General features: G+C 68.2%; 14 protein-coding genes. 9 read left to right on the forward strand and 5 right to left on the reverse strand.

The features are described from left to right. Nucleotides 1-319 precede the first annotated feature (319 nt). The 9 genes from EP7_RS12795 (at nucleotide 320) to EP7_RS12835 (ending at nucleotide 10089) form a co-directional block, all read left to right on the forward strand. A complete protein-coding gene (locus EP7_RS12795) occupies nucleotides 320-1099 on the forward strand; it encodes a formylglycine-generating enzyme family protein (RefSeq protein WP_463528416.1) in 780 nt (259 codons plus the stop codon). 128 nt (nucleotides 1100-1227) lie between these two features. Further along, the gene (gene rlmN / locus EP7_RS12800; protein WP_463528233.1) at nucleotides 1228-2280 is read left to right on the forward strand and encodes a dual-specificity RNA methyltransferase RlmN; all 1053 of its coding nucleotides are present in this window, start codon (nucleotides 1228-1230) and stop codon (nucleotides 2278-2280) included. Nucleotides 2281-2342: 62 nt separating this feature from the next. Continuing rightward, entirely contained in the window at nucleotides 2343-2999 is a 657-nt protein-coding gene (locus tag EP7_RS12805) for an RNA polymerase sigma factor (protein WP_463528234.1), read from the forward strand. Nucleotides 3000-3014: 15 nt separating this feature from the next. Then, nucleotides 3015-3812 (forward strand): phosphoribosyltransferase family protein, encoded by a 798-nt coding sequence (locus EP7_RS12810; RefSeq protein ID WP_463528235.1) that lies wholly within the window; start codon nucleotides 3015-3017, stop codon nucleotides 3810-3812. After that, complete coding sequence (gene hemC / locus EP7_RS12815; RefSeq protein WP_463528236.1) at nucleotides 3812-4798, forward strand: hydroxymethylbilane synthase; 987 nt, start codon at nucleotides 3812-3814, stop codon at nucleotides 4796-4798. The genes EP7_RS12810 and hemC overlap by 1 nt, the downstream gene beginning before the upstream one ends. 373 nt (nucleotides 4799-5171) lie before the next feature. Further along, a complete protein-coding gene (locus tag EP7_RS12820; protein ID WP_463528237.1) occupies nucleotides 5172-6347 on the forward strand; it encodes a lactonase family protein in 1176 nt (391 codons plus the stop codon). A gap of 105 nt (nucleotides 6348-6452) precedes the next feature. Beyond that, nucleotides 6453-8168 carry a glycosyltransferase family 39 protein gene (locus EP7_RS12825; protein WP_463528238.1) on the forward strand — a complete coding sequence of 572 codons (1716 nt, stop codon included), beginning with the start codon at nucleotides 6453-6455 and terminating at the stop codon, nucleotides 8166-8168. 159 nt (nucleotides 8169-8327) lie between these two features. Continuing rightward, the gene (locus EP7_RS12830; protein ID WP_463528239.1) at nucleotides 8328-9188 is read left to right on the forward strand and encodes a sigma-70 family RNA polymerase sigma factor; all 861 of its coding nucleotides are present in this window, start codon (nucleotides 8328-8330) and stop codon (nucleotides 9186-9188) included. Nucleotides 9189-9438: 250 nt separating this feature from the next. After that, a complete protein-coding gene (locus tag EP7_RS12835) occupies nucleotides 9439-10089 on the forward strand; it encodes a hypothetical protein (protein ID WP_463528240.1) in 651 nt (216 codons plus the stop codon). 565 nt (nucleotides 10090-10654) lie between these two features. Here EP7_RS12835 and EP7_RS12840 read toward each other — a convergent pair. The 5 genes from EP7_RS12840 to EP7_RS12860 form a co-directional block, all read right to left on the reverse strand. Further along, nucleotides 10655-10909, reverse strand: a complete 255-nt coding sequence (locus tag EP7_RS12840; protein WP_463528241.1) for a hypothetical protein — start codon at nucleotides 10907-10909, stop codon at nucleotides 10655-10657. A 304-nt stretch (nucleotides 10910-11213) separates the two neighbouring features. Further along, nucleotides 11214-11666, reverse strand: a complete 453-nt coding sequence (locus EP7_RS12845; RefSeq protein WP_463528242.1) for a hypothetical protein — start codon at nucleotides 11664-11666, stop codon at nucleotides 11214-11216. Nucleotides 11667-11792: 126 nt separating this feature from the next. After that, nucleotides 11793-12215: a hypothetical protein gene (locus tag EP7_RS12850; protein WP_463528243.1), complete on the reverse strand. Its 423-nt coding sequence runs from the start codon at nucleotides 12213-12215 to the stop codon at nucleotides 11793-11795. 61 nt (nucleotides 12216-12276) lie between these two features. After that, nucleotides 12277-12906: an RNA polymerase sigma factor gene (locus EP7_RS12855; protein WP_463528244.1), complete on the reverse strand. Its 630-nt coding sequence runs from the start codon at nucleotides 12904-12906 to the stop codon at nucleotides 12277-12279. Between the two features lie 117 nt (nucleotides 12907-13023). Next, nucleotides 13024-14235 carry a tetratricopeptide repeat protein gene (locus EP7_RS12860; protein ID WP_463528245.1) on the reverse strand — a complete coding sequence of 404 codons (1212 nt, stop codon included), beginning with the start codon at nucleotides 14233-14235 and terminating at the stop codon, nucleotides 13024-13026. Nucleotides 14236-14268: the final 33 nt, after the last annotated feature.

Below are 14268 nucleotides of genomic sequence, written 5' to 3' on the forward strand. Positions count from 1 at the left end.
CCCCCCACGGAATCGGCGGGGCATTCGGCGTTTCGAATGACGCGGCTTTCAATCTCCGATTACCCTCCTTCCCGGAGAGATCAGATTGAGGACGTCCATGGGCTGGTCCTGGCTTTCCAGAGGCGTTCTCTTTGTCTTGGCCTTCGTTTGTTCGCTTCTTTTCGTGCTCAAATTTGCCTGGTACGATCGACCGCCTCTCGCTCTAACTCCCACCAAATCGCTGAATCGCACAGCCACGCTTCCTGCAGGGGCTCCGATGCGAATTGATCCCAAGGATCAGGCTCGCGTCGGTCGCGAGCGGTCGGACAATGGTTTGCGCATGAGGTTCTGCTGGTGTCCCCCAGGTTCCTATCAGAGGCGTGTTGCGTCAGATCGTCAGCCTCAAGCCGGCTCTGTCAGTTTCGAGCTTGTGATTCTGGGCCACGAATATTGGATGGGGCAATTCGAGGTCACACAGGCCCAATGGCAATCTGTCATGGGGAAGACTCTGTTGGAACAGAGGGCAATGGATCCGTCCCAGCCGCGTCCTTTGGGAGATGAGTCCATGCGGGATCATGTCGGGCTGGGGCCCGACTACCCCATTTACTTCACAAGCTATTCCGAGGCCGAGGAGTTTTGCCGCAGGCTCACCAAGGCCGAGCTTGCCGCGAGGCGTGTCGAACCGGGCTGGGAATATCGATTACCAACCGAGGCCCAATGGGAGTTTGCTTGCCGCTCAGGGACGATGACGGCGACCGCGTTTGGCGATCAACTCAGCAGTCTTCAGGCGAACTTTGACGGAACCCAGCCATTCCAGGGAGCAGCCGTCGGCCCCTATCTCCATGAAACGACTCAGGTTGGTCGATTCCCAGCCAATGGGTGGGGGTTGCATGATATGCATGGCAATGTCTGGGAATGGTGCCTCGAGGACTCCGCGGAAGAATCCGGCGGAGCGACTGGCGCGCCGGTAAAGAACTCGTCCTCACAACGGCCATATCGGGGTGGGTGCTGGCATAATCCGGGCTCCCTCTGCCTTTCGACGTCGCGTGGCCAGGGCGAGGCCGGCACTCGAGGTTCCGGTCTAGGGTTCCGGGTCGCCCTCGTCCGGAGCGAACCTTGAAGAATGAATTCCGTCGGTTGCTTTCGATTCTCGGGCTGATGACTCGTTGAGAGGCGACGTTCCGGCTAGAATTGGGTGTTGACCTGTCTTCAGATTGGGTGTTCTCCGTCCCGGAAAGATTCGTTTCCATGAAGCGTCCTCTGTTGCAGGCGACGACGGCGGAGCTTGCCGGCTGGATGGCCGAGCGGGGTTATCCTGGGTATCGCGCCAAGCAGGTGATTCGCTGGGTCTTCGAGCGGCGCGGGACTCAGTTTGACGCGATGTCGGATCTGCCCAAGGGATTGCGGGCGGATCTGGAGGCGGAGTGGGTGGTCTTCCAGATGGAGATCGCCCACCAGAGTGTTGCCCCGGACGGGACCGATAAGCTGCTGCTCAGCTGTTCCGATGGGCGGCGGGTTGAGTGTGTTTTGATCCCTGAGGGGGATCGTCGGACGGTCTGCATCAGCACCCAGGTTGGCTGCGGGATGGGGTGCGTCTTCTGCGCGAGCGGGTTGAAGGGGGTCGAGCGCAACCTGACCTCGGGGGAGATTCTCGAGCAGGTGATCCAGATGCGGAACCTGTTGCCCGAAGATGGACGGCTGTCCAATATTGTGGTGATGGGGATGGGGGAGAGCCTGGCGAATCTGGACAACCTCATCGTCGCGCTGGACCGGATCTGCTCGACGGAGGGTCTGGGGATGTCCCAGCGTCGGGTGACGATCTCGACGGTCGGATTGCCCGAGAAGATGAGGGCGCTGGCGGCCCTGGATCGGCAGTATCACCTTGCCGTGTCGCTGCATGCGCCGACGGAGCAGCTTCGCAATGAGCTGGTCCCGATTAACGACAAGATCGGGCTGACGGCCGTTGTCGAGGCGGCCGATGCCTATTTTCGGTCGTCGGGACGGCGGGTGACCTATGAATATGTCATGCTGCGTGGGATCAACGACCGGGCCGAGGATGCCTCAGCGATGGTCGGTTTGCTGAGGGCTCGCAAGGCGCACGTGAACCTGATCCCGTACAATCCGGTGGCGGGCCTGCCGTACGAGCGGCCTTCGCCTGCGTCGGTCCGCCGGTTTGAGGGGATCGTGTCGGCGGGCGGGGTGAGCGTCAGCGTGAGGAAGACGAAGGGGCAGGAGATCGACGCGGCGTGTGGGCAACTGCGCAAGCGGGTCGAAGACGCGGCGACGGCTGTGGCCGACTGACGCGGCATTATTGCACACTCGACGGCCCGACGATGGGAAGCGGTCGTGGTGGTTGAAGGGGGATGGACCTCGTGGCCGACGGCGAGACGCAGGCTCAACTCCTGGAAGCACGCGACCCCGACATCCGGCTGATGCTCCAGGTGCGCGACGACGTGCCGGGCGCGTTCGAGGTGCTGGTGGAACGCTATCAGCACCGGCTGGTCGGGATCTTGTCGCATCTGGTCGGGCGGGTCGAGGAGGCCGAGGACCTGACCCAGGAGGTGCTCTTGCGCATCTACCGGGCCCGCAAGGGGTACACGCCCAAGGCGAAGTTCTCGACCTGGCTGTTCACGATTGCCAACAACCTGGCACTGAACCACCTGCGGGGCAAAGGGCGGGGGACCGGCGACGCGGTCGGGGGCGTGGGGGAGACCGGCGGGACGTCGGCGATGTTGCGGCCGGCGGTCGAGCGGGTTGAAGGGCGAGAGGGAACTCCCTCGTCGTCCATGCGGCAGGCGGAGCTGTCGGACGTGATCCGCGGGGCGCTGGAGACCCTGGGCGAAGATCAGCGGATGGCGGTGCTACTGAACAAGTTCGAAGGCATGAGCTATCAAGAGATTGCGGAGATCATGAAGCGGACCGAGCCGGCGATCAAGTCGCTGCTCTCGCGGGCCCGGATGCAGCTACGCGGGCAACTCGAGCCTTATTTGAAGGGCGACTCGCGCAGGGCGGGAACCTGAGGGATGGGGGCGGGGATGGCGACGCGCAACTCCTCCGGGAGGCTGGGGCGGTGGAAGGCCGCCTGTGCCGGGGTGCTCGATGCGCTGGTGTTCCCCTGGTCATGCGCCGTCTGCGAGGCGGCCTGCGACGGGCCCTTCTGCGAGCCATGCCGGGCGGAGCTGGCGGGGGCGGCGGGGCGTTGCTGCCGCAGGTGCGCCATGCCAGTCGGTCCTCATGTCGACGTGGACGGGGGTTGCTCGGATTGCCGGGGCAAGTCGCTCGGGTTCGACGCGGCGTTCGCGCTGGGGCCCTATCAGGGGCCGATCCGCAGCCTTTGCCTCGGCTTGAAGCGTGAATCGAACGCCTGGATGGGGCGACATCTGGGGGACTTGCTGGCCGAGGTTCACGGCGACGCGCTGGCGGCGGCCTGGCCGGCCCGGGTGGTGCCGGTTCCTCTGCACTGGCTCAGGCGGGTTAAGCGAGGTTACAACCAGGCGACCGGCCCGGCCGAGGCGCTGGCGCGACGACTGGGGCGGCCGATCTCGCATCCGCTCTGGCGGGCGTCGAACACGAAGGCGCTGGCCGGTGCGAGCCGGACGGAGCGTGCCTTGCGCATGAAGGGGGCATTCCGGCTGCGGCGGGGGTGGGATCTCCGGGGGGAGACGGTGGTGCTGGTCGATGATATCCTGACGTCGGGCGCCACCTGCGGCGCGGCGGCCCGCGCCTTGAAGCAGGCGGGCGCGTCGAGGGTGATCGTGGCGGTCGTCGGCCGAGCCGACGGCGTGAATCGGACGCCGGGCGCGGGCGCGAATGCGGGCGGGGGATGGTTTTGATGTCGACGTCGGGCGGCGAGTACCAGCAGGCCGAGCTTTCCACCGCGTCGCACCCGCAGGTGCGGACCAGGGTCCGGATCGGCACGAGGAGCAGCCCGCTGGCACGCTGGCAATCGGGCTGGGTGGCCGATCGCCTGCGCGAGCTATATCCGGGGCTGGAAGTCGAGCTCGTCGAGATCAAAACGCACGGCGACCGCGATCGGAACTCGCCGCTGGCGGCCATCGGCGGCATGGGCCTGTTCACCAAGGAGATCCAGCGTGCCCTGGTCGACCGCGAGGTCGAGGTGGCGGTGCACAGCCTGAAGGATCTGCCGACGACGGGCCCGAAGGAGCTGACCCTGGGGGCGATCCCGCTGCGCGAGGGTCTGGCCGACGCCCTGATCTCGCCCCGATATGGCACGCTGCGCGACCTGCCGGCGGGTGCGAAGGTGGGGACCGGATCGCTGAGACGCAGGGCGATGCTGCTGCACGCCCGGCCCGACTTGATCATTGAGGGGGTCCGGGGCAACGTCGAGACCAGGCTGGGGTATGCGCTGGACGGGCGGCTCGACGCGGTGGTGCTGGCCGAGGCGGGTCTCAGGCGGATTGGCCTGGATAGGCACGTCACCGAGCGGTTGGCCCCTCCCGAGTTCCTGCCGGCGGCCGGGCAGGGGGCCCTGGGAATTGAGTGCCGGGCCGACGACCGCGCGACCCTGGTGTTGCTGGCTCCGCTGGACGACGCCATCACCCGACGCTCGGTGCTGGCCGAGCGGTCGGCGCTGGCCGATCTGGAAGGGGGCTGCATGATCCCCCTGGGGGTCTGGGGCCGCGATGCCGGCGATGGTCTGGCGCTCGACGCCTATGTTTTTGACCCCGACGGGCGGACCCGCCTGTCCGCCCGCGCCGAGGGGCCTCGTTCCGATCCCTTGGGGTTGGGCCGGCGTGTCGCCCGGCTGCTGCGTGATCAGGGGGCCGATGCCGTCCTGGGTCGCGGCCCGACGCCCTGAATCGACGCGCGATCGCGGGCGTCGATCCTCCGAAACGGGGGCGTTTCGTCCCTTCGGCTCGCCCGATCCGGCCGCCATTTCCTGGAAGCGGAGGGTGCCTCGATGGTCTGGGCAACCGAGCCCTGGTTCGTGTTCATGCTGATCGGCCTGACGATCGTGGCCGTCGCCCTGACGTCTCGCAAGCGCTGATCGCCGGGGCCCGACGGGCGGGCAAGGGCTTGCCGGGGCGGGCCGGCGGCAAGATCATGGGCTCCGAATGCACCGAGATGGGCGCGGGGCCCGGGCGGCCCCGCGCCCTCGCACCGATCGAACCTTGCCGGGGTTTCCGGGCCAATGCCGGGCTCCCCGGCCCATCCGCCAAGGAGCCGACCGAATGCGATCCCAGAGGAACTTCCGCCTGGCCGCAGGGCTAGCCGCCGCGATGCTGGCCCCGTCCGCGATGAGCCAGGCCCACGCCCAGGGGGCGAAGTCGCCCGCCTTGCGCGTTTATATCGGCACATACACCGAAGGGCCGAGCAAGGGGATCTACCTGGCCGAGTTCGACCCGTCGACGGGGACCCTGACCACCCCCAAGGCCGTCGGCGAGGTCTCCAACCCGTCGTTCCTGGCCGTCCACCCGAGCAGGAAGTTCCTCTACTCGGTGAATGAGGATGCCTCGACGGCGGGCAAGACCGGCGGTGCCGTCAGCGCCTTCGCCGTCGACCCGAAGACGGGGGCCCTGACGCTCCTGAATCAGGAGTCGACGAAGGGGGCCGGCCCGTGCCACCTGGTCGTCGACCGGACTGGCAAGGCGGTGATCTCGGCCAACTACGGCGGCGGCAGCGTCTGCTCGATGCCGATCGGGGCCGACGGCAAGGTGGGCCCGGCCTCGACGTTCATCCAGCACAAGGGGGAGGTGGCCGACCCCGCCCGCCAGGGGGGCCCGCATGCGCATTCGGCCAACATCGACGCTTCGAACAAGTACGCGTTCGTCGCCGACCTGGGGCTCGACCGGATCTTCGTCTACAAGCTCGACCACGAGACCGCCACGCTGGTGCCCAACGACCCGCCGGCCGCGAAGGTCGCCCCGAAGTCGGGCCCCAGGCATTTCGCCTTCCACCCGGGCGGTGAGTACGCCTATGTCATCAACGAGATTTCCAATACCGTCACCGCCTTCAAGTACGACGCCGCGGCGGGGACGCTCCAGGAAATTCAGACCGTCACCACGCTTCCGGCCGACTTCAAGGGCACGAGCAACACCGCCGAGGTGCAGGTCCACCCCTCGGGCAAATTCGTCTACGGGTCGAACCGCGGGCATGACAGCATCGCGTCGTTTGCCGTCGACCAGGCCAGCGGCAAGCTGACCCCCACCGGGTTCCAGGCCGAGGGGATCAAGACCCCGCGCAACTTCGGCGTCGACCCCACCGGCGCGTTCGTCCTGGTGGCCAATCAAGCGGGCGATTCCATCTCGGTCTTCGCCGTCGACCAGGCTGACGGCACCCTGAAGCCGACAGGCAAGTCGGTGGCCGTGCCCAAGCCGGTCTGCATCAAGTTCGTGCCGGTCGACTGAGCGGAATGATCGATCGGGCCCGCAGCTTCCCCGAACCGAGGGGGCGCGGGCCCGCGTCCGTCTCGTTGCACGCCGATCGATTGGCTTGAAGAGGATGGGACGCCGATGGAATCGACCGCGACCCAGGATCGTCCCGCGCGCCCGTCGAGGCTCGCCCGGCTCGAGATCCCGGCCATCGCCTTGCTGGTCGTCGCGTTCATCGGCTCGCTCTGGGCCGTCCGCGGCGAGCCCGGGATGACCTGGGACGAGCCCTACTTCTTCGAACGTTCGCAGTCCATCGGCGGCTGGTTGGGGCTTGCCGCCCGATCGCCGGCGCAGGCCTTCCGGCGTGCTGAGCTGGAGAAGGGCTGGCCCTTCTGCCGCGAGGTGCCCGATCAGCACCCGCCGGTTCCGGCGCTTCTGGGCCTGATGTCGGACCGTGCCTTCGGCGGCTGGCTCGGGCCGTTGCGCGGATACAGGCTGGCGACGGTCGGCGTCTTCGCCGTCGCGGCCGGGGCGATGTTCCGGTTCGTGCGGATGCGGTGGGGCCTCGCCCCGGCGGCGGTGGCGCTCGGGGTTCTGGTGTCCGATCCACGGCCGTTTATCCATGCGCAATTGATCACGGCCGACTCGGACCTGGGGGCGTTCTGGTTCCTGGCGGCCCTGGCGCACCTGCGGGCCACCGAGACTGGCCGGTCTCCCTGGTGGTTCGGGGTCTGGGCGGCCCTGGCGGTGATGTGCAAGGCGACCGGGGTTCTGTTGTTGCTGGCGGCCCTCGCCTGGGCCATCCTCTATCGGCCGCGCGGGGCCTGGCGGCCGCTGTTCTGGGCGATCTTGACGATCCCCCCGACGATGGTGCTGGTCAACCCGGCCTGGTGGCCCGACCCCGTCGGCGGAATCCTGCGCTGGGGGCGCGCGTTCCTGGCCTATCCTCAGAAGGTGCCGGTCTACTACCTGGGGACGGTGTACGACTCGGTCCGGACGTTCCTCCCCTGGCACAACACGGCGGTGCTCACCTCGACGATGGTGCCCATCGGCCTCCTGATTCTGGGCGTGCTGGGCCTGGCGGCGACGGCCTGGCGGTCGATCCGGGACAGGCGCTCGCGGGTCGTCCGGCTGGCGGGCGAGCGGCTTCCGGACGGGGTTGTCGGCGGGTGGGCGGCCGTCCATTTTCTGACGTATCTGGTCCTGCGGATGTTCCCGTTCCTGCCCGCGCATGACGGATTGCGGCAGTTGGTCCCTGCGTTTTACTTCCTCCCCGTGCTGGCGGCCCTGGGCGCCTGCGTCCTGCTGCGGGGCGGCCGGGCCCGGGCCTGGCTGGGGCGGTGTGCGGTGGCGGCCTGCGTTCTGAGCGCCAGCTGGGAGACGGTGCGCATCCACCCCTTCGAGATGTCGTATTACAACGCGGTGATCGGCGGCCCGAGGGGTGCGAAGGCGGCCGGGATGGAGACGACCTATTTCTGGGACTCGGCCACCGACGAGGTGCTCGGTTGGATGAACGCCAACCTTCCCCGAGGCGCCACGGTCCTGATCTTCCCGCCGCCGAACGTCCTGACCTTCGGCTGGGAGCAGCGTTGGGGAAGGCTGCGGGGCGACCTGGAAATCCTGAACCTCGACGGCCGTGACTTCGGGTCGAGGCTGGCCCGGATGGGCGGGAGCCGCCCCTGCTACCTGATCTTCCAGATGCGCCAGGGCCTGTACGTCCAGCCCCCGGGAAGGCCCAACTACTTCGCCAGGCTAGCGGAAGCCCCGGCGACCTACGAGCTGGCACCCGCCCGCGTCGACGGCGTCCGGCTGCTGGCCATCTACGACCGTGCGGCGTTCCTCGGCGTTGTCCCTTGATTCTTTAAAAACGTGGAGACAGGCCACAAACGGCGACCTAGGTTTCCTCTACAGGACCGATTCGGCGGGCGGGAAGCGACCGACCGATCCGCGACGACTCGCGACGGGGCGGGAACCGGGCGGGCATGAGATGAGGACACCTCAGGGAGAACCGTCGCGATGACCCCATATGCGGGACGCCGGTCGCAGCAGAACGCCCCATCCACGCTCCAGATCTACTTGCAGGAGATCAACAGCACGCCGCTGCTGAACGCCATCGAGGAGCGCGAGCTTGCCGGCAGGGTGGCCCTGGGCGACCCATTTGCCCGCGAGCACATGGTCAAGGCCAACCTCCGCCTGGTCGTCAACATCGCCCGCGGCTACCTGAACAAAGGGCTGGGGCTGGAAGACCTGATTGAGGAGGGGAATCTCGGCCTGATGCGGGCCGTCGAGGGCTTCGACGCCACGATGGAGACTCGCTTCAGCACCTACGCGAGCTACTGGATCAAGCAGTCGATCCGCAGGGCCCTGATGAACCAGGGACGGCCCATCCGGCTGCCCGCCTACATGGTCAGCCTGCTGTCGAAATGGCGGCGGGCGTCCACCGTGCTGACCGAACGCCTGGGTCGGCCCCCCACCGCCGAAGAGGTGGGCAAGGCGCTCCGGCTCTCCAAGAAGAAGGTGGGCATCGTCGCCAAGGCCATCGAGGTCAACAACCTCCAGGCCCACTCCGACGGCGCCGAGGAAGACAGCCTGGTGCTCGGCGACGTGCTGACCGACGACCGGAGCAAGTCGCCCGACGCCCTGATGATCGAGAACGACGACCTCGACCGGATCTTCCGCCGCCTCGACCTCCTCGAGCCGCGTGAGGCCAGCGTTGTCCGGATGCGATTCGGCCTCGACCCTTACTCGCCGATGACCTTGCGCGAGGTGGGCGAGAACCTCGGCCTGACCCGCGAGCGCGTCCGTCAACTCGAGAACCACGCCCTGGTCAAGCTCATCGCCGAACTCGGCGAGGACGAGCTGGACGCCAGGACCTGAACCAACGGATGGGGATCGGCCAGGCCCGGCCCTACTCCGCCCGAATCGCCCACCCCGGTCGTCGCGCGTGTGCCCCGCGCCTCGGCCGGGGTGGGCGTTTTTCTTGGGATCGCTGCGCCCGCCCCCGATTCCCGCGTCTCCGACCGGGATTCCGGACCGGCCGCCGGCCGATTGTCGCTGACTTAAGGGCTCGTAGGGCCAAGCCCTTACCTCGACGGCGATTCGTCCTAGACCCGATCGGAGAGATTCGATGCGCACCGCGATGCGTCCCCTCCTGGCGTTCGGCCTCATGGCCCTGATCTCGACCCCCGCCCTGGCCCAGCAGGGACGTGGCGGCTTCGGCGGCGGTTTCGGCGGCGGCGCCATGCTGCTGACCAATGAGGGAGTCCAGAAAGAACTGAAGCTGGAAGACGATCAGGTCAGCAAGGTGAAGACCCTTGCCGACGAGCTCCGGACGAAGTCACGCGACGGGTTCCAGTCGCTCCAGTCCCTCGAAGGCGAGGAACGCGGCAAGAAGATGCAGGAGCTGGCCAAGGAGAACTCCGAGGCCCTGCACAAGGGGCTCGCCGAGATCCTCAAGCCCGACCAAGTCAAGCGGTTCAAGCAGATCGAGTGGCAGCAGCAGGGGGCCAACGTCCTGGCCAACGCCCACGTGGCCGAGACCCTGAAGCTCAACGACGAGCAGAAGACCAAGGTGAAGGACCTGCTCGCCGGCCACTCGAAGCAGCAGCGCGAGCTGTTCCAGGCCGCCCAGGGCGACCGCGAGACCATTCGCGAGAAGATGACGGCGCTGCAGAAAGAGACCAAGGAGAAGGGCCTGGCCCTGCTCACCGCCGAGCAGAAGTCCTCGCTCGACAACCTGCTGGGCTCCCCCTACGAAGTCGTCCGCCAGCCCCGCTGAACATGCCTCGAACGAATCAGATCAACACAGGCGGGCGGTGTCGCGGTCGAAAGGCCTCCGACGCCGCCCGCCTTCGCGCGCCGTCGGTGAGCTCGAGTTTCCGCCCTGGTCTCGTCGGGGCCCGGCCCCGTTTCGCGGGCGAGGCATGCAGAGGGGCATGGACGCCGCAGGCCCCGAGCCGCCGGAGTGGGGGGGAACTCCGGTGGCTCGGGGCCTGCGAACGAGGGGGAAACCTTCGCGGCTCGCCGGCCGGGGGGGAATCCGGCGAGCCGCGAAGACCGCTCGAAGGTCGGGGGGGAAACCCTCGAATCTCGCCGGCGGGGGGGAACCGGCGAGGCGGGACGACGACGCGAGGGCGGGGGGAATCCCTCGCTGCTCATCGGAGGGGGGGGCTCCGGCGAGTCGACTCAAACTCCCGAGGGCGGGGGGATGTCCCGCGGGATGCGTCGGCCCGGGGGGAAGGCCGACGGCAGACGGAGGCGATGCGGGGGAGGGGGGGATTCCCCGCGTCGCCGGGGCCCGCCGCGAACGGCGGCCCTGGTCGCTCAATGATCGGGGGGCCGGATCAACGGCGGGCGGACCTGGAGAGCAAGCCCAGCATCGACAGCTCGTCGACGGCCCGTCGGAGGTCGGACTGAGGGCGCGCGACGAGGTCGGTCGGCTCGTCGATCTCGATGGTGGGATCCAGCTCGTTGTGCCCGAAGATCCAGGCCACGGGGGCGCCGAAGCGGGTAATCCGGAACTTCTCGCCCTTGGCGACCCTGTCCAGCAATTTCGGCAAGGTGGAATCGGTCTCGGGCAGATCGATGATGGTCGTCATAAACGTCATCCTCTCGATATGAGGGGTGAATTGAATCGTTGGAGAGGCGACGAGGCAGAGGCGGCCCTTCAAGGACTGCCCACTGGCCGCGGCACGCCGATTGAGGACGTGACGCGACGCTTGCCTCATCGTGAGGCATTGAGAGTCGTGACGAGGCCGGGGATTGGGGCCCGGACACTTGGATCTCGCACGAGCCTGAGCTGGATCGAGCCGTGAGATGTCGCCAAATCAGCGACGAGAGGGCCTAATCCGGTCCGCGGACTCGCGAGATGTGATTTCGAGCGGGGCAAGGCCCCGAAAGGGCTCAGACGCGCCGGGGTTGGTGCGCTTCGTCTGGCCCGTCGGCACCGGAGAGGTGCCTGATATAAGCGTACTCGGCCAGGCAGGGCGGGACCGCGGCCTGGAGCCGGACGCGGGCGGGGCGAGTGATCAGGCGCTCGATTTCCTCGGGCAGGGCCCGGGCGATCGAGCGTTCAAAGCCGAGCCGCTGTGCGAGCGTCGCCTCATTGGCGGAGTCGTCGACGACCTCTTCGGTGGGAGACTCGGCTTCCGCGTCTCTCTCGCCTTCGTGGTGGTCGAGTCCGCAGGCGATCCAGTCCCAGGGGCCGGACTGGGGATCGGTCTGGGCCGGGCACTGGCCATGGGACACCTCCGCCGGCTGATCCGGGGCTGCGGGCTGCGGAAACCGCGCCACGCCCAGGATGAGCAGCGTCACCGCAATGCGGTGGAACAGGCGTCTCGGACCGATCCGATTCATGCACGCTCGCCGATAATATCAGGTGGGGGATCTATGGAACTGTAGCGTTCACCCAAGAGATCGTCAAGCACTGATGCCCGGCTTGAACCGGGACAGGCCGAAGTTGCCCATCGTTCGGCCGTCAGGCTAGGCGTTCGACTCGTCGGACAGCAGGTGGCGGCTGGACTGGAGGATCCGGTGGTGTCTGGCCTGGGTGGCGGCCGGCGGCTGCTCGGTCTTCTGGCGGAGGTCGGCCAGGTTGGCCTCGCAGTAGGCGCAGGCGATGACCTCGACGTGAAATTTGATGTATTCGGCCAGGTCGGGGTCCAGGGCGTCGAGCAGGAAGCTGCCGAGCTGCTGGCGATTCGGGCAGGTCAGCCGGGTGCGGCGCCAGATGGCCCCCAGCGTGTGCAGGCCGGCGTCTCCCCGGTTCTGTCGCGCGTCCTCGAGCTGGGCTCGCAGCTCGGAGGACTCGCGCAGGGCCTTCTCCGCGCGGGCCATTTCCTCGGGGGGGAGTGCGTCGGCCAGGTAGGCCCTCAGGAATTCCAGGTCGATCGGTCGGGCGTCCATCGGCTTCGGCGCCTCGCTTGGGTCGTGTCGTGTTCGGGCGCGGTCCGGTCCGTCCCGATGGTCAGTCGGCGGCCCAGTCGTCCAGGCTCATGCCGGCCTTGCGGGCCATGTCCTTCAGGCGTGCGACGGCCTGAAACTTGTAGCTGGCCACGGCCTGCTCGGTCAGGCCCAGGTATTTGGCCACGTCTTTGTTGGCCCACCCCTTGACGATCAGGAGCTCCAGGCAGCGCAGGCGGTCGTAGTCGCCGCGGGTGATCCACTCGCGGATGAGCTGGCCCAGCGAGTCGGCGAGCTGCCGCTCCTCGGCGGCCCGGCGCTCGTCGCTGCGGGCGATGCTGGAGGCCGGGCGCACCAGGCCGGGCACCTCGTCCATCGGCCGGCCGTGGTCGTCGGAGCCGAACTGGTCGACCGGCCGCCGGCCCTGCTTGCGCAGGTGGTCGGTCAGCTTGTGCGCCGCGATCGAGAAGAGGTAGGCCTCCAGGTCGCGCTTCTCGTCGTAGTGCGGCATGCTGGTGAGGAAACCGACGAAGGTCTCCTGCACCACGTCCTCGCTGGTGGCCCGGTCGCGGAGGCGGCTGTCGACGAAGGCGAGGAGCCGCCCTTCGTACCGCTCGATCAGCTGTTTCCAGGCGCGGGAGTCGCCGGCCCTGACCTGGCGGATGAGCAGGATGTCGGCGTCGGAGTTGGCCATCGCTCCCCTCGGGCACCGCGGATCGAATGGTCCGGCACGGGGCGCATCGCCGTTTCGGTTCACTGATTCGAGTGTACACATGCGGCCGCCCCCTTGCCCAGCCTGCAGGCCCGGTCTCTACGGCGTTGCCGTCGGAGCCGCGGGCCCGAGGCGGAAGAGGCCCTTCTGCGCCTCGGAGTCTAGCGGGTCGCGCTCGATGGCGAGCCTGTACCAGGCGCGGGCCTCCTCCAGCTTCTGCACCGCCTCGCAGGCCTTGCCAAGTCGGAGCATCAGGTCGGGGGGCTTGGGGCCCGTGCTGGAATCGGCCTCCTGGAGCAATTTGGACAGCTCCGCGTACCGCCGCATCGCGGCCAGGTAAGGTTGGGCCGCGGCGGGGTCACCGCTCATCGTCAGGGCGCGGGCGAGCCCGCCGAGGGCCTCCTGGTCGTGCGGGTCGGCTTCGTGGGCGGCCCGGAAGTGGCGGACCGCGGCCTTGGCGTCGTGGCGGAACATCGCGGCCCGCCCGCGGAACCGTTCCAGGTCGAGGCGGCCGTCGGGGATCCCGGCGATGCTGGCCTCGAGGCCCTGGCCGACGCCTCGCTCCTGGCCGATCTGGGCCCGCAACAATTGCGCCTCGGGATCGGTCGCGGGCAGCGGGGCCAGGGCCGCCTCGGACTCGTCGAGCCGGCCCGCCAGGCGCAGGCGGGCGGCGAGGGCCAGCCTGGAGAAGCGGTCGCCGGGGTCGGCCTTGACGAATCGGGCCAGGTCGACCTCGCTCTCGGGCGTGACCCACGACTCGTCGCAGGTGATGCACCAGCGGGTCACGTCGCTGACGCCCAGCGGCGTCAGCTTCGACAGGGCGAGGAACCGTGCGTGCAGCTCGGGCCTGCGCCGCTGCATCCCGTAGATATAGATCAGCGACCGGTGCGCCTGGACCAGATTCGGATCGAGCTTCAGGGCGGCCAGCAGGGCCTCCTCGGCCGCCCTGAGGTGATGCAGCTTCAGCTCGATCTGGCCTTGCTGGAACTTGGCCTGCGAGGTCGCCGGGTGGTCGTCGGGCACCTGCCGCAACTCGACCAGGGCCTCGGCGTACAGGTCCTTCGTCAGCGCGACCTGCGCCCTGAGCATCCGGTCGAGCACGGTAGGCGGGCGCATCCGCCCGAGCCGCGCCAGCGCGGCCTCGGCCTGGCCGTGCCGCCCGGCCTTGAAGTCGGCCAGGGCCTGCATCGCCAGGTGTTCGGGGTCCTCCGCCCCTCTCCGCCAGGCGATCGCGCCGGCCGCGAGACCCGCCAGCGCGACCGCGGCCAGCGTGAGGTAAATCGTCCCCGGCCACCTCGGTCGGCTCCGCATCGGCATCCCCCGCCCGTTGTCCTCGGGCCGTCG

The organism is Isosphaeraceae bacterium EP7 (genome assembly GCA_038400315.1).
In the GTDB taxonomy this organism is placed as follows: domain Bacteria; phylum Planctomycetota; class Planctomycetia; order Isosphaerales; family Isosphaeraceae; genus EP7.